The 16,209-nt window shown below is 42.6% G+C and carries 8 protein-coding genes; all 8 read left to right on the forward strand.

Annotated features, from left to right (window positions below):
* Nucleotides 1-529: 529 nt before the first annotated feature.
* The 8 genes from FHS10_RS04865 (at nt 530) to FHS10_RS04900 (ending at nt 15,946) form a co-directional block, all read left to right on the forward strand.
* Nucleotides 530-3,703 (forward strand): SusC/RagA family TonB-linked outer membrane protein, encoded by a 3,174-nt coding sequence (locus FHS10_RS04865; RefSeq protein WP_259088137.1) that lies wholly within the window; start codon nt 530-532, stop codon nt 3,701-3,703.
* Nucleotides 3,704-3,732: 29 nt separating this feature from the next.
* Nucleotides 3,733-5,349: a RagB/SusD family nutrient uptake outer membrane protein gene (locus FHS10_RS04870; protein WP_259088140.1), complete on the forward strand. Its 1,617-nt coding sequence runs from the start codon at nt 3,733-3,735 to the stop codon at nt 5,347-5,349.
* A gap of 24 nt (nt 5,350-5,373) precedes the next feature.
* Nucleotides 5,374-6,852 carry a glycan-binding surface protein gene (locus FHS10_RS04875; protein WP_259088145.1) on the forward strand — a complete coding sequence of 493 codons (1,479 nt, stop codon included), beginning with the start codon at nt 5,374-5,376 and terminating at the stop codon, nt 6,850-6,852.
* Between the two features lie 74 nt (nt 6,853-6,926).
* A complete protein-coding gene (locus tag FHS10_RS04880) occupies nt 6,927-8,489 on the forward strand; it encodes a cellulase family glycosylhydrolase (RefSeq protein WP_259088147.1) in 1,563 nt (520 codons plus the stop codon).
* A gap of 123 nt (nt 8,490-8,612) precedes the next feature.
* Nucleotides 8,613-9,854, forward strand: a complete 1,242-nt coding sequence (locus FHS10_RS04885) for a glycoside hydrolase family 5 protein (RefSeq protein WP_259088148.1) — start codon at nt 8,613-8,615, stop codon at nt 9,852-9,854.
* Nucleotides 9,855-10,067: 213 nt separating this feature from the next.
* On the forward strand, nt 10,068-12,155 hold the full coding sequence (locus tag FHS10_RS04890; protein WP_259088150.1) for a beta-galactosidase: 2,088 nt from the start codon (nt 10,068-10,070) through the stop codon (nt 12,153-12,155).
* Between the two features lie 23 nt (nt 12,156-12,178).
* Nucleotides 12,179-13,735 (forward strand): GH39 family glycosyl hydrolase, encoded by a 1,557-nt coding sequence (locus FHS10_RS04895; protein WP_259088152.1) that lies wholly within the window; start codon nt 12,179-12,181, stop codon nt 13,733-13,735.
* Nucleotides 13,736-13,738: 3 nt separating this feature from the next.
* A complete protein-coding gene (locus FHS10_RS04900; protein WP_259088158.1) occupies nt 13,739-15,946 on the forward strand; it encodes a glycoside hydrolase family 3 C-terminal domain-containing protein in 2,208 nt (735 codons plus the stop codon).
* The last annotated feature ends 263 nt before the right edge of the window (nt 15,947-16,209 follow it).

Here is a 16,209-nt window from a genome sequence, read left to right on the forward strand (position 1 = left end):
AGCCAGCAGTTTGCATCAACATGGAGCACCATAGCCTCCGTATTCCAAATTATCATTTGAATTTTAGTGCTCGGATAAGCTGCAATGGTAATGTTGTTTGTTTGTATTTAATTCATTATTAATGTGTTGTAAAATATTGAACATTTGGTCCATATTTTTGCTCAACTCTGCCACTCCTCCTTTTTTAAGTTATCATAGTTTCATCCCCCGGAATATAGGTTCAAGGTAACATATTTAAATAAGTTGCTTTTGAACTATGTTCTACCAATTACCAATAGGGCCATCAGTTAATTTATTTTTTGAAATAGGAATCATGTGCCTGCCTGTACCTGAAGTTTTTTACTGATTGTTCGGGCAGCCATTTCATGCAAGGACACCAAAGGTAAAGTAGTTTAAAATGGCTGGCTTTGGGTAGTTGTTAATCCCTGGAAATATGATAGCAAAACCAATTATGAATGAAAATAAAACCAATTAATTACTAACCAAACAACAATGAACCAATTATCAAACCTTAAAATCCTGTTACCAAATGGATAAAAATTTACAAAGAAGAGTGAAATACCAGATTTCATTAATTATCACGGGCATGTTTCTTTATTTTTCGGCCCATGCACAAACCGTAAATATTACGGGCAAAATAACAAGCGTCGACAATGGTTCGCCAATACCAGGAGCAAGCATTAAAATTAAAGGGACGAGCCTCGGGGTTATATCCGGTATTGATGGTAGCTATTCAATAGCCGCTGAACCAGGTAAAGTGCTTGTTTTTAACTTTTTAGGGTATGCGAAACGGGAAGTAACTGTTAAACAAGCTGGTATAATTAACGTCATACTGAATTCAACATCCAGCAACTTAAATGAAGTGGTGGTTACTGGTTATGCTAAAACGCAAAGAAAAGACGTTACCGGGGCCATAAGTTCAATATCGGGCAACGAATTGCGCCAAACCCAGCCAACTACCTTTGACCAGGCCCTGCAAGGAAAAGTTGCAGGTGTAGTAGTGCAACAGATATCAGGTCAGCCTGGTGGTGGTGTATCTATTCAAATACGTGGTGTATCATCAATATCAGGCGCTAATGCGCCGTTGGTTGTTATAGATGGTGTTATTATTCCCCCGGCTACCGACCCTGGTCACGGTTCCAATCCCTTAAGTGGTATCAATCCTAACGACATCGAAACACTCGACGTGTTGAAAGATGCATCTGCAACTGCAATATATGGTTCGCAGGCTACCAATGGTGTTATCGTTATTACCACAAAAAGAGGTAAAGCGGGGCGCCCATCAGTAAATTACGATTTTTATACCGGTTACCAGGAGATTCGTAACAGGCTCCCTACTGTGAATTTACAACAGTTGGCGACATTTTTGAATGCCCGCGCACAAGTTTGGGGTTACGGTACAAGGCCCGAATTAGCCAATCCACAATATTTAGGTAAAGGTACCGACTGGCAAAGTGAATTATTCCGTAGAGCGCCGATGACCAGTCATACATTTTCTGTAAGCGGTGGTGATGAAAAAACCCAATACTATATTTCGGGAACTTATTTCAACCAGGAGGGTATAGCGCTTGGATCTGACTTCAAAAGATACTCAGTACGTTTGAACCTGGACACTAAAACCACTAAATGGTTAAAACTGGGAACAAGCCTTCAGGTTTTTCGGGTTTATGAAAACACAGTTTCCACTGATGGCGGTGTAATTGGCCAGGCGTTAAGCATGACGCCCGATGTTCCGGTAAAAAACTCCGATGGTTCCTATGGTGGTGTTACCACCTCAGATGGCTGGGTACCACCTGTTGCAAACCCTGTAGGCATAGCCTCGCTTTTGAAAAACGAATCTGCAAGATATGAAGCGTACACCAATGCTTATGCAGAAGTACAGTTTACTAACGATCTGTCATTCCGTACAGAAGTATCTGGTAACTTCACGTTTGGCACCCACGATACTTTTAATCCGGTTTACTCATTTGGTACAGCAACTAACAACGTCTCCAACGCCGTCAACAGTGCCAGCTCGGAGACGAATCACGACGCCAACACCACATGGCGCCAATATTTAACTTTTAACCATAATTTCAGGAAATTTAGAATCAATATTTTAGGAGGGCACGAAGCAAATACAGATTATTACGAAAATTTAAGTGCCGGGCGTAAAAATTTCGTTTCAAATAATGTGCAGGCTATTAGCGCTGGTGACCCTACTGTTGTAACAAATGGTGGCGATCATGGTCCCGGTAGCGCATCGGAATCTTATTTCGGCCGGGTTAATTTTTCCAGTGATGATAAATATCTGATCACTGGAAACCTGCGCAAAGATGGGTCTTCAAATTTTCCGATTAACCATAATTGGGCCGTTACCTATTCAGGGGCATTTGCCTGGAAAATTAATAACGAGGCGTTTTTAAAAAATGTAAAAGCTATAGATGAATTGAAATTGAGACTTGGTTATGGGCTTACCAACAACCAGGGTATACCGGGCAATACTTATGCAACCCAACTTACAACAGTTCCTACCGGTTTATCAGGCGTTTCGCAGTTTCAAAGCAATTTGGCCAATCCAGACGTAACCTGGGAAAAAACAAATTATTATAATGCCGGAGTGGACGCAACGTTTTTTAACGGCCGCATAAACCTTTCGTTTGATGCGTACGACCGAGAAACAAAAGGGCTTTTATTAAAGATCCCGCTTCCTGAATTTAGCGGTACTACCACCAATTGGTCGCCGGGGGCCATGGCTGCACCTTATGTAAACGTTGGTTCTATTCGTAATAGAGGGTTTGATTTCCGTATTAGCACTACTAATACCAATAGCAAAAACTTTACATGGAAAAGTGATTTTACCTTTTCACGGAATGTGAACAAAGTACTCAGTTTAGGTTCTGGCGGAAGTGATGCCAGCTTAACTACTTCTGTTCAAAAAACCGTAGTCGGGCAGTCAATCGGCGAATTTTACGGCTACATATATGATGGCATATTTGCAAAGCCGAGTGATTTTCAAAACCATGCCCGCACTGCTGATCAAAGCGGAAAACCTTATCCAATTACTCCTGCTTATGGCGGTATCTGGTACGGCGACCGCATGTTTAAAGACTTGAATGGTGATGGTATTATCGATACCAAAGACCAAACTTTCCTGGGCTCACCTCTCCCTAAATTTCAATATGGGTTCAGCAACTCATTTACCTACAAAAATTTCGGTCTCAATATCTTCTTCAGTGGTAGTTATGGCAATAAAGTTTATAACCAATTGGCTGTATCACAAACCAGTTCACAAAATAATACATCCTATTTTACCGACGTATTAAATTACGCGAAATATGCTTTGGTAGATCCTAAAGGTTCGTCATCTGATATTAACAACGTGTATATTTCCAACCCGAATACATTCGTTGTAGGTTTAAGACAGGATAACGTCACCAACTATAATAACCGCCCTTCTAATTTGTGGATTGAAGATGCTTCATTCCTGCGTTGTAAAAATATCACATTAGATTACCGTCTTCCGGAAAGCATTTTGTCGAGAATATTCTTGCATTCAGTTCGTGTATATGCTAATGTATCCAACGTATTTGTAATCACAAAATATAAAGGGATGGATCCTGAAATTGGTACATGGAATCCCCTTCAGGGCGGTGTGGATGGCGGTAACTATCCCATGCCACGCGTATTTACTATTGGTGCAAACCTAACCTTTAACAAATAAAATGATTACCAATTTTAAAAAGATATTTTATGAAACCAATTAATAAAATCGCATTTTTTTTATTAATCGTAGCAGTAGTTGCCGGATGTAAAAAGGATTTCTTGAACCGTCCATCTAACTCGCAAATTAGCTCTACTAATTTTTACAAAACCCCTAACGATTTAAGGCTGGCTACTGCCAGTTTGTATGGAGGCGCGCCCTGGGGCCAATGGCACTACAATGCTTTGTTGCAATTGGGTGATATATTGAGCGGAACTGGTCATGTAGGCTATAACGACGATATGGGGCAGCTTTTTAGTCGTACAATTACGGCGAATAACGGCATTTTAAATTCGGGTTGGACAGGCTTGTATATTGTGATCGGTCAATGCAATAATGTTATTAATGCCATACAGCAAACAGCGTCGACATCTATCCCGCAGGCAACCAGAAATGCCGCTATTGCCGAAGCAAAGTTTATACGTGCGGTAGCTTATTACCACCTGGCTGTTTATTGGGGTGCTGTGCCCATTATTGAGGACAATACCAAATTAGTAAACAACCCTATGCTTAACCGTAATACTACTGCTGATGTATTTAAATTTGTCACCATCGATTTAACTTATGCCGCGCGATATCTTCCTTTGAAGGATGACAAAGGCAGGCTAACCACCTGGTCGGCGCAAGGAATGCTGGCCAAAGCATATTTAACAATGGCAGGTGTGGGCAGCAAACAGGAGGGGCAGCGCAACCAGGCATTGCTGGACAGTGCAAAAAAATACGCAGGCAATGTGTGTAAAAACAGCGGATTAACGCTTCTTGGCCAGGATGACCCCAACCACCTCGGCTATTATAATCTTTTCAGGTCGCAATACAACGATAACCCCGAAGCATTGTTTGCATTTCAGTGGTCGCCAGATCAGACGAGTTGGGAAACTGGTAACATGTATTTAACCTTTTCACCAAGCAACGCTATAAATCCTCAAAAAAACGGTGCCTGGTTTGGCTTAGCCCCAACCTGGGATTTGTATAAGATGTACTCGACCGACGATACAATAAGACGCAAAGCCACTATTATGCTCAACGGAGATTTTTACCCCGAATTGAATGCTGCAGGTGGTGGTTATAAATCAACAGGCGTTGGTTTAAAAAAACACATTATTGGTAACGAAGTGGATAACAATGCGCCAACAATGACTTATACGTCATCCATTGAGCATGACGCAGTACTCAGGTTGGCTGATGTATACCTGGTGTATGCCGAAGCTATTTTGGGCAACAATGGTGTTACCGCGGATATGAATGCCTTAACCTATTTTAATAAGGTGCGGACAAGGGCTGGCGTGGCCCCCGTGAATTTGTTGGACGGTCCTACAATACTTAAAGAGAGAAGAGTTGAACTTGCTTTTGAAGGACAATATTGGATAGACCTTGTTAGGTATTCTTTTTACAGTCCGATGGCGGCTGTGAAGTTGCTTAATAATCAGGATGCCACCTACAGCCGTCAAACGTTTAGTTATGATCCTGCAACGCGTAAGGCCACAAGGGATACTACTACTGCTCCGTCTACGGTCCCGGCATCCATCAGCTCATTTACACTGCAAATTCCGGCATCCGAATTATCCTCTGATCCGAAATTGGCAGCCCCACCTGTGCCTTACTATTAATTAAAACATTTTAAATATATTGTTATGAAAAAGAAATCATACCTAAGCTTATATTTTTTGCCGCTTTTCTTCGCGATGGTGGCTTTAGTTTCGGCTTGTAAGAAAAACAACGACGGTGGCAGCGGTGCGCCGGTAATTACAGGTGTAAGAAATTATGCTGCATCACCAAACGATGTTGATTTGAGTAATAGTTTTGTATATGCAGATGGTGGAATATACGTAGTTATAGTTGGGCGTAATTTGCAAAATGCAACAGAAATTGATTTTGATGGGGTTCCTGCAACTTTTAACACTGCTTTATTTGCGCCGAACAGCGCAGTGGTGAAAATACCAACCATCAAATACGCCACAGTTGATACCACCAAGCTTTATACCCTGGTTTATAAAACACCGGGAGGTTCAACAACGTTTCCGTTTAAATTGGGCCCTCTGTTCCCAACTATTAGTTCTATATCCAATGTTTTTGCCAATCCCGGTGATTCGGTTTATCTGCATGGTACAAATTTAGTATTGGTGCAACAGTTTATATATGGGGGAACCAAGATTGCATCGTTTAACTCAAGTTCTGACGGAACTTCTCTTGGTTTTTTAATGCCCGCAGCAACCCCCACCAGCCAAATAATAGTAACCACTAAATCTGGTACTGTTAGGGATACCATAAATGCTACACCAACAATTACCGGCGTTTCTAACGAAAATGCCAACACAGGTGATTCCGTGTTTGTTTATGGTACATATCTTAAAAACATCAAATCACTATCTTTTGCGAGTACCCCAATTACTTCTTTTAAAGAGTCAAGCGATGGAAATTCTGTTCGTTTTGTTTTGCCTGCGCTAACGCAAAGCGGACCAGCATCTGTTACTACAAAGTTTGGCACGGCAACCACCGTGTATAATGTGAACGATGTAGCAACCGGCAGAATATCGGATTGGGAATGGGGCGGAAATTTTAACTGGCAATGGTGGGGCGGTTCCTACTATACAAGTGGTAGTCCTGATTTTCCTGGCAATTCAACTCAATACATGGTACTGAAAACTGGTGTTTTGTCACCCGCTGAAGGAAATACGTACTCCAGTTATGCAATACGTATGAATGGAGCACAGTGGGTACCAACAGCCAATATTAACGACCCGGTTAGTAATTGGGCATTTAAATTTGAAGTAAATGTTTCAAAACCCTGGAATGGTGGTACAATTGATATTATAAGCGGGATAGATAGCAGCCCTATAGCCAGGTGGGAGCCATGGCAAAAAGACGCCAATACCACGGCACCTTATTCAACAAAAAGGTGGATAACGGTAACTATTCCTCTTTCATCGTTCCGTAAAGCAGATGCTACACTTGGCGAGGGCAAAGGGGAATCTATAGCCAAACTTGCCGATTTGGTAACCCCGTCAGGAAATACATCGTGTTTTGTGTACATACACAATTATGGCACATCGGCCACAGCAACGGGCTTTTATGGGGCGTTTGACAACTTCAGAGTTGTTAAAATTAAATAAACAGGTTAAGCCCTACAGCAGCATAACGCCGTGGGGCTTCAACTAATTAAAGATAAATTTTAATAAAAACGAATATGAAGATAATGAAAATTGGCGCGGCGTATAAGATTGCAGGAGTGTTTATTGCAATTTTAGCTGTCGTTTCCTGTAAAAAAAATGAAACGCCGGCAGCACAACTTGGGCTTGCTAACCTAACAGATACTATACCGGATGGTGGTGGAACCGTCGCCTTGAAATTTACCAGTAATGCGGCCTGGAGTGTTGATACTGCCGGTATCGGATGGCTGCATTTAAGCCAAACATCGGGCAGTAGCGGTGCGGCAGTCATTAATTTAACGGCAAAAGGAAATTCATCGGGCGGTACCCGGTCGGTGGTATTAAATGTGAGTTCGTCTAATGGCCAAAGCAGGCGCATTACCGTAATGCAGGATGCCCAGATTTATCCATCCTATAATACATCGCCCAAAGCACCTGATGCAGCCGGCATGGGTAGCACCGCTTCGCAAATAGCTGCAAATATTACCTACGGTTGGAATTTCTATAACACCATGGAAGCCCCTGGGAGCGAAACCGGGTGGGGAAACCCGCCAATTACGCAGCAAATGTTTGATTTGATAAAATCAACTGGTGTAAATGCGGTAAGGATACCTATCAGGTACGATGGACACTTTATCAACACAAAAACGATGCAAATAGACCCGCTCTGGCTTGCCCGTATAAAACAAGTAATTCAATATGGCATTAACGACAATATGTATGTGACAATCAATATCCATTATGATCCCGGCAGTGAAACAGGTATTCAACAGGATTCCGCCAATGCTAAGCACAAAGCAATTTGGGAACAGGTAGCTACTTATATGCGCGATTTTGACGAACATTTGATGTTTGCCAGTGCCAATGAACCTAATGCGAGCGATATACCAACAACGGTTACCTTAATGCGATATCACCAATCATTTATTAATGCGGTGCGCGGCACAGGTGGAAAAAACACTTATCGTACTATAGTTATTCAGTCGCCTTCTACATCAATAGATTTGCTTAACAGTTATCTTGATCCGACTAACGCGTATAAAACGCCAACATTACCTATCGACCCTACGCCTCATAAAATGATGCTTGAGTTCCACTATTACAGTCCGTCGCAGTTTTGCATATTAGGAGGTCCTGGTACTGTACCTGGTGACGCAAGCTGGGGTAAAGAGCTATATTTCTGGGGGAAAAACTATCATACCACAAATCCGAAATTTTTGGACCGCAATTGCACGTCTGCGAATGAAGAAGCGTATGTAGATTCTATAATGCACACCGTGAAAGTAAGATTTGCTGATAAGGGTATTCCATTGTTTATGGGCGAATATGCGTCGAATTATCACGCTGGTAAATTAACAGGATATCCGGCCGATTCGGTATTGGCATTAAAGTCTGCTACGCATTTCACAGCTTATATTGCACAACAAGCCAAAGCAAATGGCGTAATACCGTTTTTATGGGCAGGTATATTTGATAGGCGAGGTAAGGACGGGGTTCCGCAAGGGCCCACAATTGTAGGCGACACGGCAACATTGAATGCTGTAAAAATTGGCGTAAACGCGGGCGTAGATAAATTTGGCTCAGGCGCAAAGTTTCATTAAGCACACCGAGTTATATTGTAAAGCCACGTTCGATGTTTGCACTCATCGGGCGTGGCTATTACCGGATTATCATCCGAACGATATTTAAAACAAAAACTTTACCTATAGAATATCAGGAGCCGAATGAAAGCTAAGCATTCTTTTAAAGCATTATTTTTTCTAATTACCGTCATATCTTTTTTTTCAGTAAAGAGCCCCGCTATTGCCGGCCAACAAACGGGGGGAGTATCGCAAAAAAATGCGGTTGCCGCCCGGCCTATCATCTATCCTTCTTATAACACCTCGCCAAAGGCCCCCGACTCAACAGGAATGCATAGTAATGCTGTTCAGCTCGCCGCTAAAATCAGGTTAGGGTGGAACATCGGCAATACTTTTGAAGCTCCGGGCGGTGAAACAGGCTGGGGGAGCGCTGTCATTACGGAGGATTATATAAAATTTGTAAAACAGCAGGGATTTAATGCCATCCGCTTGCCCTGCGCCTGGAATTTGACGCATTTAGCTGATAAAAACAAAGCACGCATAGATGCGAATTGGCTCAACAGGGTTAAAGAGGTGATAGGTTATTGTGTAAAAAATGATATGTATGTTTTACTCAACATACACTGGGACGAGGGCTGGCTCGAAAATAATTGTACCACAGATAAAAAAGAGTCTGTTAACGCCAAACAAAAAGCACTCTGGGAGCAAATTGCAACTACTATGCGCGATTTTGACGAACACCTGATGTTTGCCAGCGCCAACGAACCGAATGCAGACAATGCGGAAAAGATGGCTGCGCTTGCCAGCTATCATCAAACCTTCGTCGATGCGGTGCGGTCCACCGGCGGTAGGAACAGTTATAGGGTATTAGTGGTTCAGGGCCCTTCAACAGATATCGACAAAACCAACGACTTGATGACTGTTCTTCCCCAGGACCAGGTGGCAGCGAGGATGATGGTTGAGGTGCATTATTACTCTCCCTATCAACTTTGCCTGATGGACGGCAACGCAAGCTGGGGCAAAATGTTCTATTACTGGGGAGCAGGACATCATTCTACAATAGAGCCCGAACATAATGCCACCTGGGGGGAAGAAAATGACGTAAATACCACCTTCAACAAGATGAAGGTGAAATTCGCCGATAAGGGAATTCCTGTCCTGTTGGGTGAGTATGGTGCTTACAGGCGTAACAACAGCAAACACGTTCCTTTAGACCTGGCAACACACAATGATGCTGTGGATTATTGGCTAACCTATATTACAAAACAAGCGAAAGCCAACGGCATGTTGCCATTTTTCTGGGACACGGGTGGTGCTTTGGACAGGCAAAATTATTCGGTGAAAGATCAACGTACAATTGTTGCCCTTAACGCAGGCGCTAACTAAAATATTATATAGAAGATCTGCAGATTATATTCAAAAACAATAACACACAACGCTGCCGGTATCATGGATTAGAACATGGTACCGGCTGCATTACGGATAGCAGAGCCGATATGTGACTCGCATCTATAACGAATGATGTTATTGATTAATGCTGACTGAATCTATTGTGAAACAACTTATAACAGCTTCGATAGAAAAGCTTAGAATCTTTAGATGAGAAAATTACTAACGATATTTATATTAGGGTTCTTAATCCCTTTAACGGCGTTAAAAGCACAGGAAGCCAATCGGTTTTTTCCTGAAAAAGATTTAGTAACTACTGGTATATATTATTACCCTGAACATTGGAATGAAAACCAATGGGAAAGGGATATAAAAAAGATATCCGCAATGGGTTTTGAGTTTGTGCACCTGGCTGAATTTGCCTGGTTTAAAATGGAACCCCAGGAAGGACGGTTTGATTTTAACTGGCTTGACAGGGTGGTGAGCCTTTGCACAAAGTATCATCTTAAAGTGTTGCTATGTACGCCATCTGCAACTACCCCAACGTGGATGCGGGTAAACTACCCGGAGACCTTTGTGATGGACGGTCACTATATCCGTGCAGAGAATGGCACGCGGGGCCTGGAGTCAATGGTCAATCCGAAATTCCGTGGCTATGTACAAAGGATAGTAGCGGAAATGGCTAAACGATACGGGCAGAATAGTAATGTGATGGGATGGCAAATAGATAATGAACCCGGTGCTGTTTCCGATTATAGTCCCTCGTCGCAGGAAGCATTCAGAACGTGGCTGAAAAACAAATACAAAACCATTGATGCATTAAATACGGCCTGGGGGGCTGCTTTTTGGAGCCAGTGGTTTAATAACTTTGACCAGGTTATCATACCGAATACCAACCTGGTAGGCTGGTGGGGTAACAATCCTCATGCCTTACTTGATTTTAAGAGATACTCGGCAGATGCCCAGGCCGAATTTCTTGATTTACAGGCGGGCACTTTACGTAATTACATATCAAAGTCGCAATTTGTAACTACCAATTATACCGCGGTTTGTACGGGTTCGGACCCTAACCGTACCACGAAACTGGATTTTGCGGCCTACACCGCTTATCCAAACGGGGGGAGTGATAATATTGGTGAATCAGGTTTTCGTTTAGGCAACAGTGATGTTGTTCTTTTTGCTTCAGAATATTACAAATCAGTAGGCGGTATATCCGGGGTTTTAGAGATTCAGCCAGGCCCCGTTAACTGGGGAAGCTACAATCCCCTGCTTTTACCTGGTACCGTTAGGCTATGGTTGTACCACAGTTTTGCCGCAGGAGGAAAGATCGCCTGTTCGTATCGTTTTCGTCAAATCTTGTATGGTGCCGAGCAATATCATGCAGGTGTGATCCAAACGGATGGCGTAACACCTTCGCAGGGTGGTAAAGATTATATGCAGTTCATGAAAGAAATAACAGAACTACGGAAGCAATTTACGCCAGGTGCGAAGATGCCGGCAAAGCTGGCCGCACGGTCAACCGCGCTTCTGTGGAACGTGGAAAATTACTGGAGCATTGACAGGCAAAAACAGACCGGGCAATGGAATACCTGGGATTACCCGGTAAAGTTCCTTAAAACTGCAAGGGCATTGGGTGCCCCCGTTGATGTCATTCAGGAAACGGCAGATTTGTCAAAGTATAAGCTCCTGATCGTCCCAGCTTATGAAATGGCAGATTCCGCATTGGTAAAAAAATGGACTGATTATGTAGCAAAAGGCGGCAACCTGGTTGTTACGTGCCGTACGGCTACTAAAGATCGCAGGGGCTATTTCTGGGAAGGAGAGACCGCCATGCCAATTTCAAACTTGATTGGTGCCCATATAAGCCAGACCGATATGCTGTCATCGTATGGTAAAGGCGATATACTGATGAATTCAAACCATTATTCATGGCATAGTTGGGCGGATTTGCTTGTGCCCGATAATACTACAGGCGTGCTGGCCACTTATAATAATCAGTTTTATAAAGGAAAGGCTGCTGTTGTAAAACACAGGATAGGAAAAGGCTCAGTAACCTACATCGGTGTAGATACCGATGATTCTAAATTAGAAAAGGATCTATTGAGGCAAATTTATAAAGATGCCGGTGCTACAACGGAGGATTACCCTCCCGGTGTATTTGTTTATTGGCGCAATGGTTTTTATACCGCATTAAATTACTCATCAGAAAATTACGCGGTAAATGTGCCGGATAATGCAAAAGTTTTAATTGGAGAGAAGATACTTAAGCCATCGGGAGTACTGGTATGGACAGAATAATTTTATTAGGAATTAACAAACAGATGAAAAAAATAATTTGGGTACTGGTGGTTTCGCAATTCGCTTTTTTGGCAAATGTAAAAGGCCAAAGATCGATTAATGTTGATTTAAACAAAACATCGGGTAAGCTTAATACCATGTTTAACACCTGTGTAGGCGCGGGTCGGGCAAATGAAGGGTTACGTGCCGACTGGCAACAACAACTGGAATATGTAAGAAAACAATGTGGTTTTAGGTATATCCGCATGCATGGATTACTCACCGATGATATGGCTGTTTATACCGAAGACTCCAAAGGGAAACCACAGTATAATTACATGTATGTAGATGCCTTGTTTGATTTTCTGCATAAAATTGGGATGAAGCCTTTTGTAGAGCTGGGTTTTATGCCCAATGCGCTGGCAAGCGGAAGCCAAACAATTTTTTGGTGGCGTGGTAATGTTACCCCGCCAAAAGATTATAACAAATGGCAGGCGCTCATAACCAACCTTGTTCAGCACTTTACAGAACGGTATGGTGCCGGGGAAGTAAAGTCCTGGTATTTTGAAGTATGGAACGAGCCGAACTTATCTCCCGGATTCTGGACGGGGACACAAGACGATTATTTTAAATTGTATGATTATTCAGCAAAAGCGATTAAAAGCGTAAACCCCGACTATAAAGTAGGTGGTCCAGGCACTGCAGGCGCCGCGTGGGTTCCTGAAATGATAAATCATTGCAGCAAAAACAACGTGCCGATTGACTTCGTCAGTACACATTCTTACGGTGTAAAACAGGGCTTCCTGGATGAGTATGGCAATTCGGGCACAGTATTAAGTAAAGATTCGCTGGCAGTAAGTGGTGATGTATTAAATTCTCGCAAACAAATCTCTCAATCAGCAAAACCCGGTCTGGAACTACATTATACAGAATGGAGTTCATCCTACACACCGGCAGATCCTGTGCACGACAGTTATCATGAAGCAGCCTATATATTGGAAAAAATAAAACAGGTTGGCAACGCAGCCAGCTCTATGTCATACTGGGTTTTTACTGATGTTTTTGAAGAACCAGGTCCACGTTTTACGCCTTTTCACGGAGGTTTTGGTTTACTGAATACCCAAGGCATAAACAAACCGGCTTTTTATTCTTATCAATTTATGAATAAACTTGGAGAAACAGCGTTAGCCAATACCGACGAACGTTCATGGGTTTGCAAAAATGATAAAGGGGATATCCAGGCATTATTGTGGGACTATACCTATACGTTGCCGGATTCTGTCAACAATCAATCTTACTATATCAAGGATTTGCCCGCCAAACCAAAAGGCAAAGTAAAAATAAACCTATCACATGTGCCTGCTGGAAAATACACGATGGAAATTTATAAAGTAGGGTATAGGGTGAACGATGCCTATACAGGCTATGTGGATATGGGCAGGCCAAATCAGCTAAACAGGCAGCAGGTTGAAAAGTTAAAAGAAGAAAATGGCTCCCCTGTCGCAAAACAGGAAATCGTAATAAAACCCAATACGGTGTACTCCCGCGAATTTGATATCCGGGAAAATGATGTTATCCTGATAAACCTGATTAAAAGTTAACCAATGAATGTATTGATATTGAGACTAAAAATAGTGGTAAAAACATGCTGCTCTGCATTTTTCTTTATGCTGCTGGCAGCAGGAGCGGCAAATGCACAGCAAAGTTTGATTAATAGTAAACAAGAAGAAAAAATCCGGGCCCTGATCAGTCAGATGACTTTGCATGAAAAAGTGAGCCTTTTGCACGCCAATTCTAAGTTTTATGTTTCGGGGATAAAGAGGTTGGGAATCCCTGAATTGGCGCTGAGTGATGGTCCGCATGGTGTGCGTGCAGAAATTAACAGGCACGACTGGGCTTATGCTGGCTGGACTACTGATTCGGCAACCTGCTTTCCTCCGGGAACAGCCCTGGCTGCAACCTGGAATCCTGAACTGGCCTCAAAACAGGGGCTGGTATTAGGCGAAGAAGCCCGTTTTCGGAAAAAGGATGTGCTGTTGGGGCCTGGTATCAACATTATCCGTTCGCCACTTGGCGGCCGTAACTTCGAATACATGAGCGAAGATCCATTTCTTATTTCGAGGATGGCCGTTGCTTACATCAAAGCCCTGCAGTCTAAAGATGTTGCGGTGAGTGTAAAGCACTGGGTAGCCAACAACCAGGAAACGCATCGCGATTCTGTTGATGTACAAGTAAGCGAAAGGGCTTTTCGTGAAATTTATTTGCCCGGTTTTAAAGCTGCAGTAACTGAGGGTGGCGCCTATACCGTTATGGCTGCTTATAATAAGTTCCGGGGCGACTGGTGCTCGGAAAACGAATATTTGAACAGGCAAATCCTTCGAAATGAATTTGGATTTAAAGGCGTTTTAATGACCGATTGGGCCGCGGCACATAGTACGGTAAAGGCCGCGTTAAGCGGACTCGACCTGGAAATGGGCACCGATATAAAAGATTACAACGAATGGTATTTTGCCAATCCGTTGATAAAAGCAGTAGAAGAAGGAAAAGTGCCTGTATCAGTAGTTGATGAAAAAGTAGCGGATGTGCTGCGTGTAATGTTCAAAACAAAGATGTTTGATGAAGACCATCGCGAAAAGGGAAAAATGAACATATCGGGGCATCAAAAGGCAGCTTACAATTCTGCTGCCGAAGCCGCGGTATTACTTCAAAACAAAGGCAACATTCTTCCTGTCAATTTCAACAAAATACAATCGATTGCCGTTATTGGTGACAATGCTACCAGGAAACATTGCGGGGCGGGCCTTAGTTCAGAAATAAAAGCGTTATATGAAATAACTCCCTTGCAGGCCATTAAGCAAAAGTTTGGTGCCAGCGTAAAAATAAATTTTGCCCAGGGATATGAAAAACAATCTACGTTCAAAGAAGGTAGCAACAGGGGCCAGGGAAATTCAGATAATGTTGATTGGAAACTGATCAACGAGGCGGTAAAAGTTGCCCGGGAATCAGACGTTGTTATCATTTTCGGAGGGCTAAACCATGATTTTGATACGGAATCTTTTGACAAACAAAACATGGACCTGCCTTATGGACAGGAAGTTTTGATGCAGGAAGTGGCAAAAGCAAATCCTAATACCGTTGTAGTAATAGTTGCCGGTTCTCCTGTAAAGTTAGCGGGCATTGTTAACCGGGTACCTGCTATTTTATGGTCGTGGTATGGCGGCATGGAGGCTGGTAACGCGGTGGCAGATATATTAAGCGGCAAGGTGAATCCATCCGGCAAATTACCTTTTACAATACCGGTGGCGCTTGACCAGTCGCCCGCCCATGCTTTGGGCAATTTTCCCGGAAAAGATTTGAAAGTAAACTACGAGGAGGATGTGCTGGTGGGATATCGCTGGTTTGATACTAAGAAAATCCAGCCCCAGTTTCCTTTTGGATATGGGCTCTCTTACACCGGTTTTGCGCTCAATAATTTTTCGACAGACAAGAAGATCTATGAAAAGAATGATATTATCCATGCAAAGTTAATGGTTAAAAATACAGGTGCCCGTTACGGTGCCGAGGTTGTACAATTATATGTAAGCGATCCTGTCAGTTCGGTTTTGCGTCCTGAAAAGGAATTAAAGGCTTTCCAAAAAGTGTTTCTGCAACCAGGCGAAACGAAAACTGTTGAACTGGATGTAAAGGTTGGCGATTTGGCTTTTTATGACGAAACAAAGAAATCATGGAAAGTTGAAGCCGGCGAATTTGTTCTTCAATTAGGCAATTCATCACGCAATATTTCAAAAACACTAAAAATATCCGTTAAATAAACATCAACCTGGATACTGTCATACTCAAAAACAACTTCCAATTAATAAACAAATGTCGGTTTTGTATAAAAAAAAGTCCCTTTAAATAAAACATTAGGGCATTCTTTAAGGTAAGTTTGATTCACCCATTATTAATTCCTTACCATGAATGAAGCGGAGAACCAATTATCTACCGCCATGCTTTTTTCTGTATGGATTTGCTAAGCCCTGCTAAACAAATAACAAAGGAAGTTATGCTGCAGTGAGGTAATTCACCACGTAAT

Source organism: Mucilaginibacter dorajii (assembly GCF_024808255.1).
In the GTDB taxonomy this organism is placed as follows: Bacteria; Bacteroidota; Bacteroidia; order Sphingobacteriales; family Sphingobacteriaceae; genus Mucilaginibacter; species Mucilaginibacter dorajii.

What these genes read in the sequence shown, in the direction of transcription:
- FHS10_RS04865 (WP_259088137.1), top strand. Translation starts at nt 530, where the DNA reads ATGGATAAAAATTTACAAAGAAGAGTGAAATACCAGATTTCATTAATT.
- FHS10_RS04870 (WP_259088140.1), top strand. Translation starts at nt 3,733, where the DNA reads ATGAAACCAATTAATAAAATCGCATTTTTTTTATTAATCGTAGCAGTA.
- FHS10_RS04875 (WP_259088145.1), top strand. Translation starts at nt 5,374, where the DNA reads ATGAAAAAGAAATCATACCTAAGCTTATATTTTTTGCCGCTTTTCTTC.
- FHS10_RS04880 (WP_259088147.1), top strand. Translation starts at nt 6,927, where the DNA reads ATGAAGATAATGAAAATTGGCGCGGCGTATAAGATTGCAGGAGTGTTT.
- FHS10_RS04885 (WP_259088148.1), top strand. Translation starts at nt 8,613, where the DNA reads ATGAAAGCTAAGCATTCTTTTAAAGCATTATTTTTTCTAATTACCGTC.
- FHS10_RS04890 (WP_259088150.1), top strand. Translation starts at nt 10,068, where the DNA reads ATGAGAAAATTACTAACGATATTTATATTAGGGTTCTTAATCCCTTTA.
- FHS10_RS04895 (WP_259088152.1), top strand. Translation starts at nt 12,179, where the DNA reads ATGAAAAAAATAATTTGGGTACTGGTGGTTTCGCAATTCGCTTTTTTG.
- FHS10_RS04900 (WP_259088158.1), top strand. Translation starts at nt 13,739, where the DNA reads ATGAATGTATTGATATTGAGACTAAAAATAGTGGTAAAAACATGCTGC.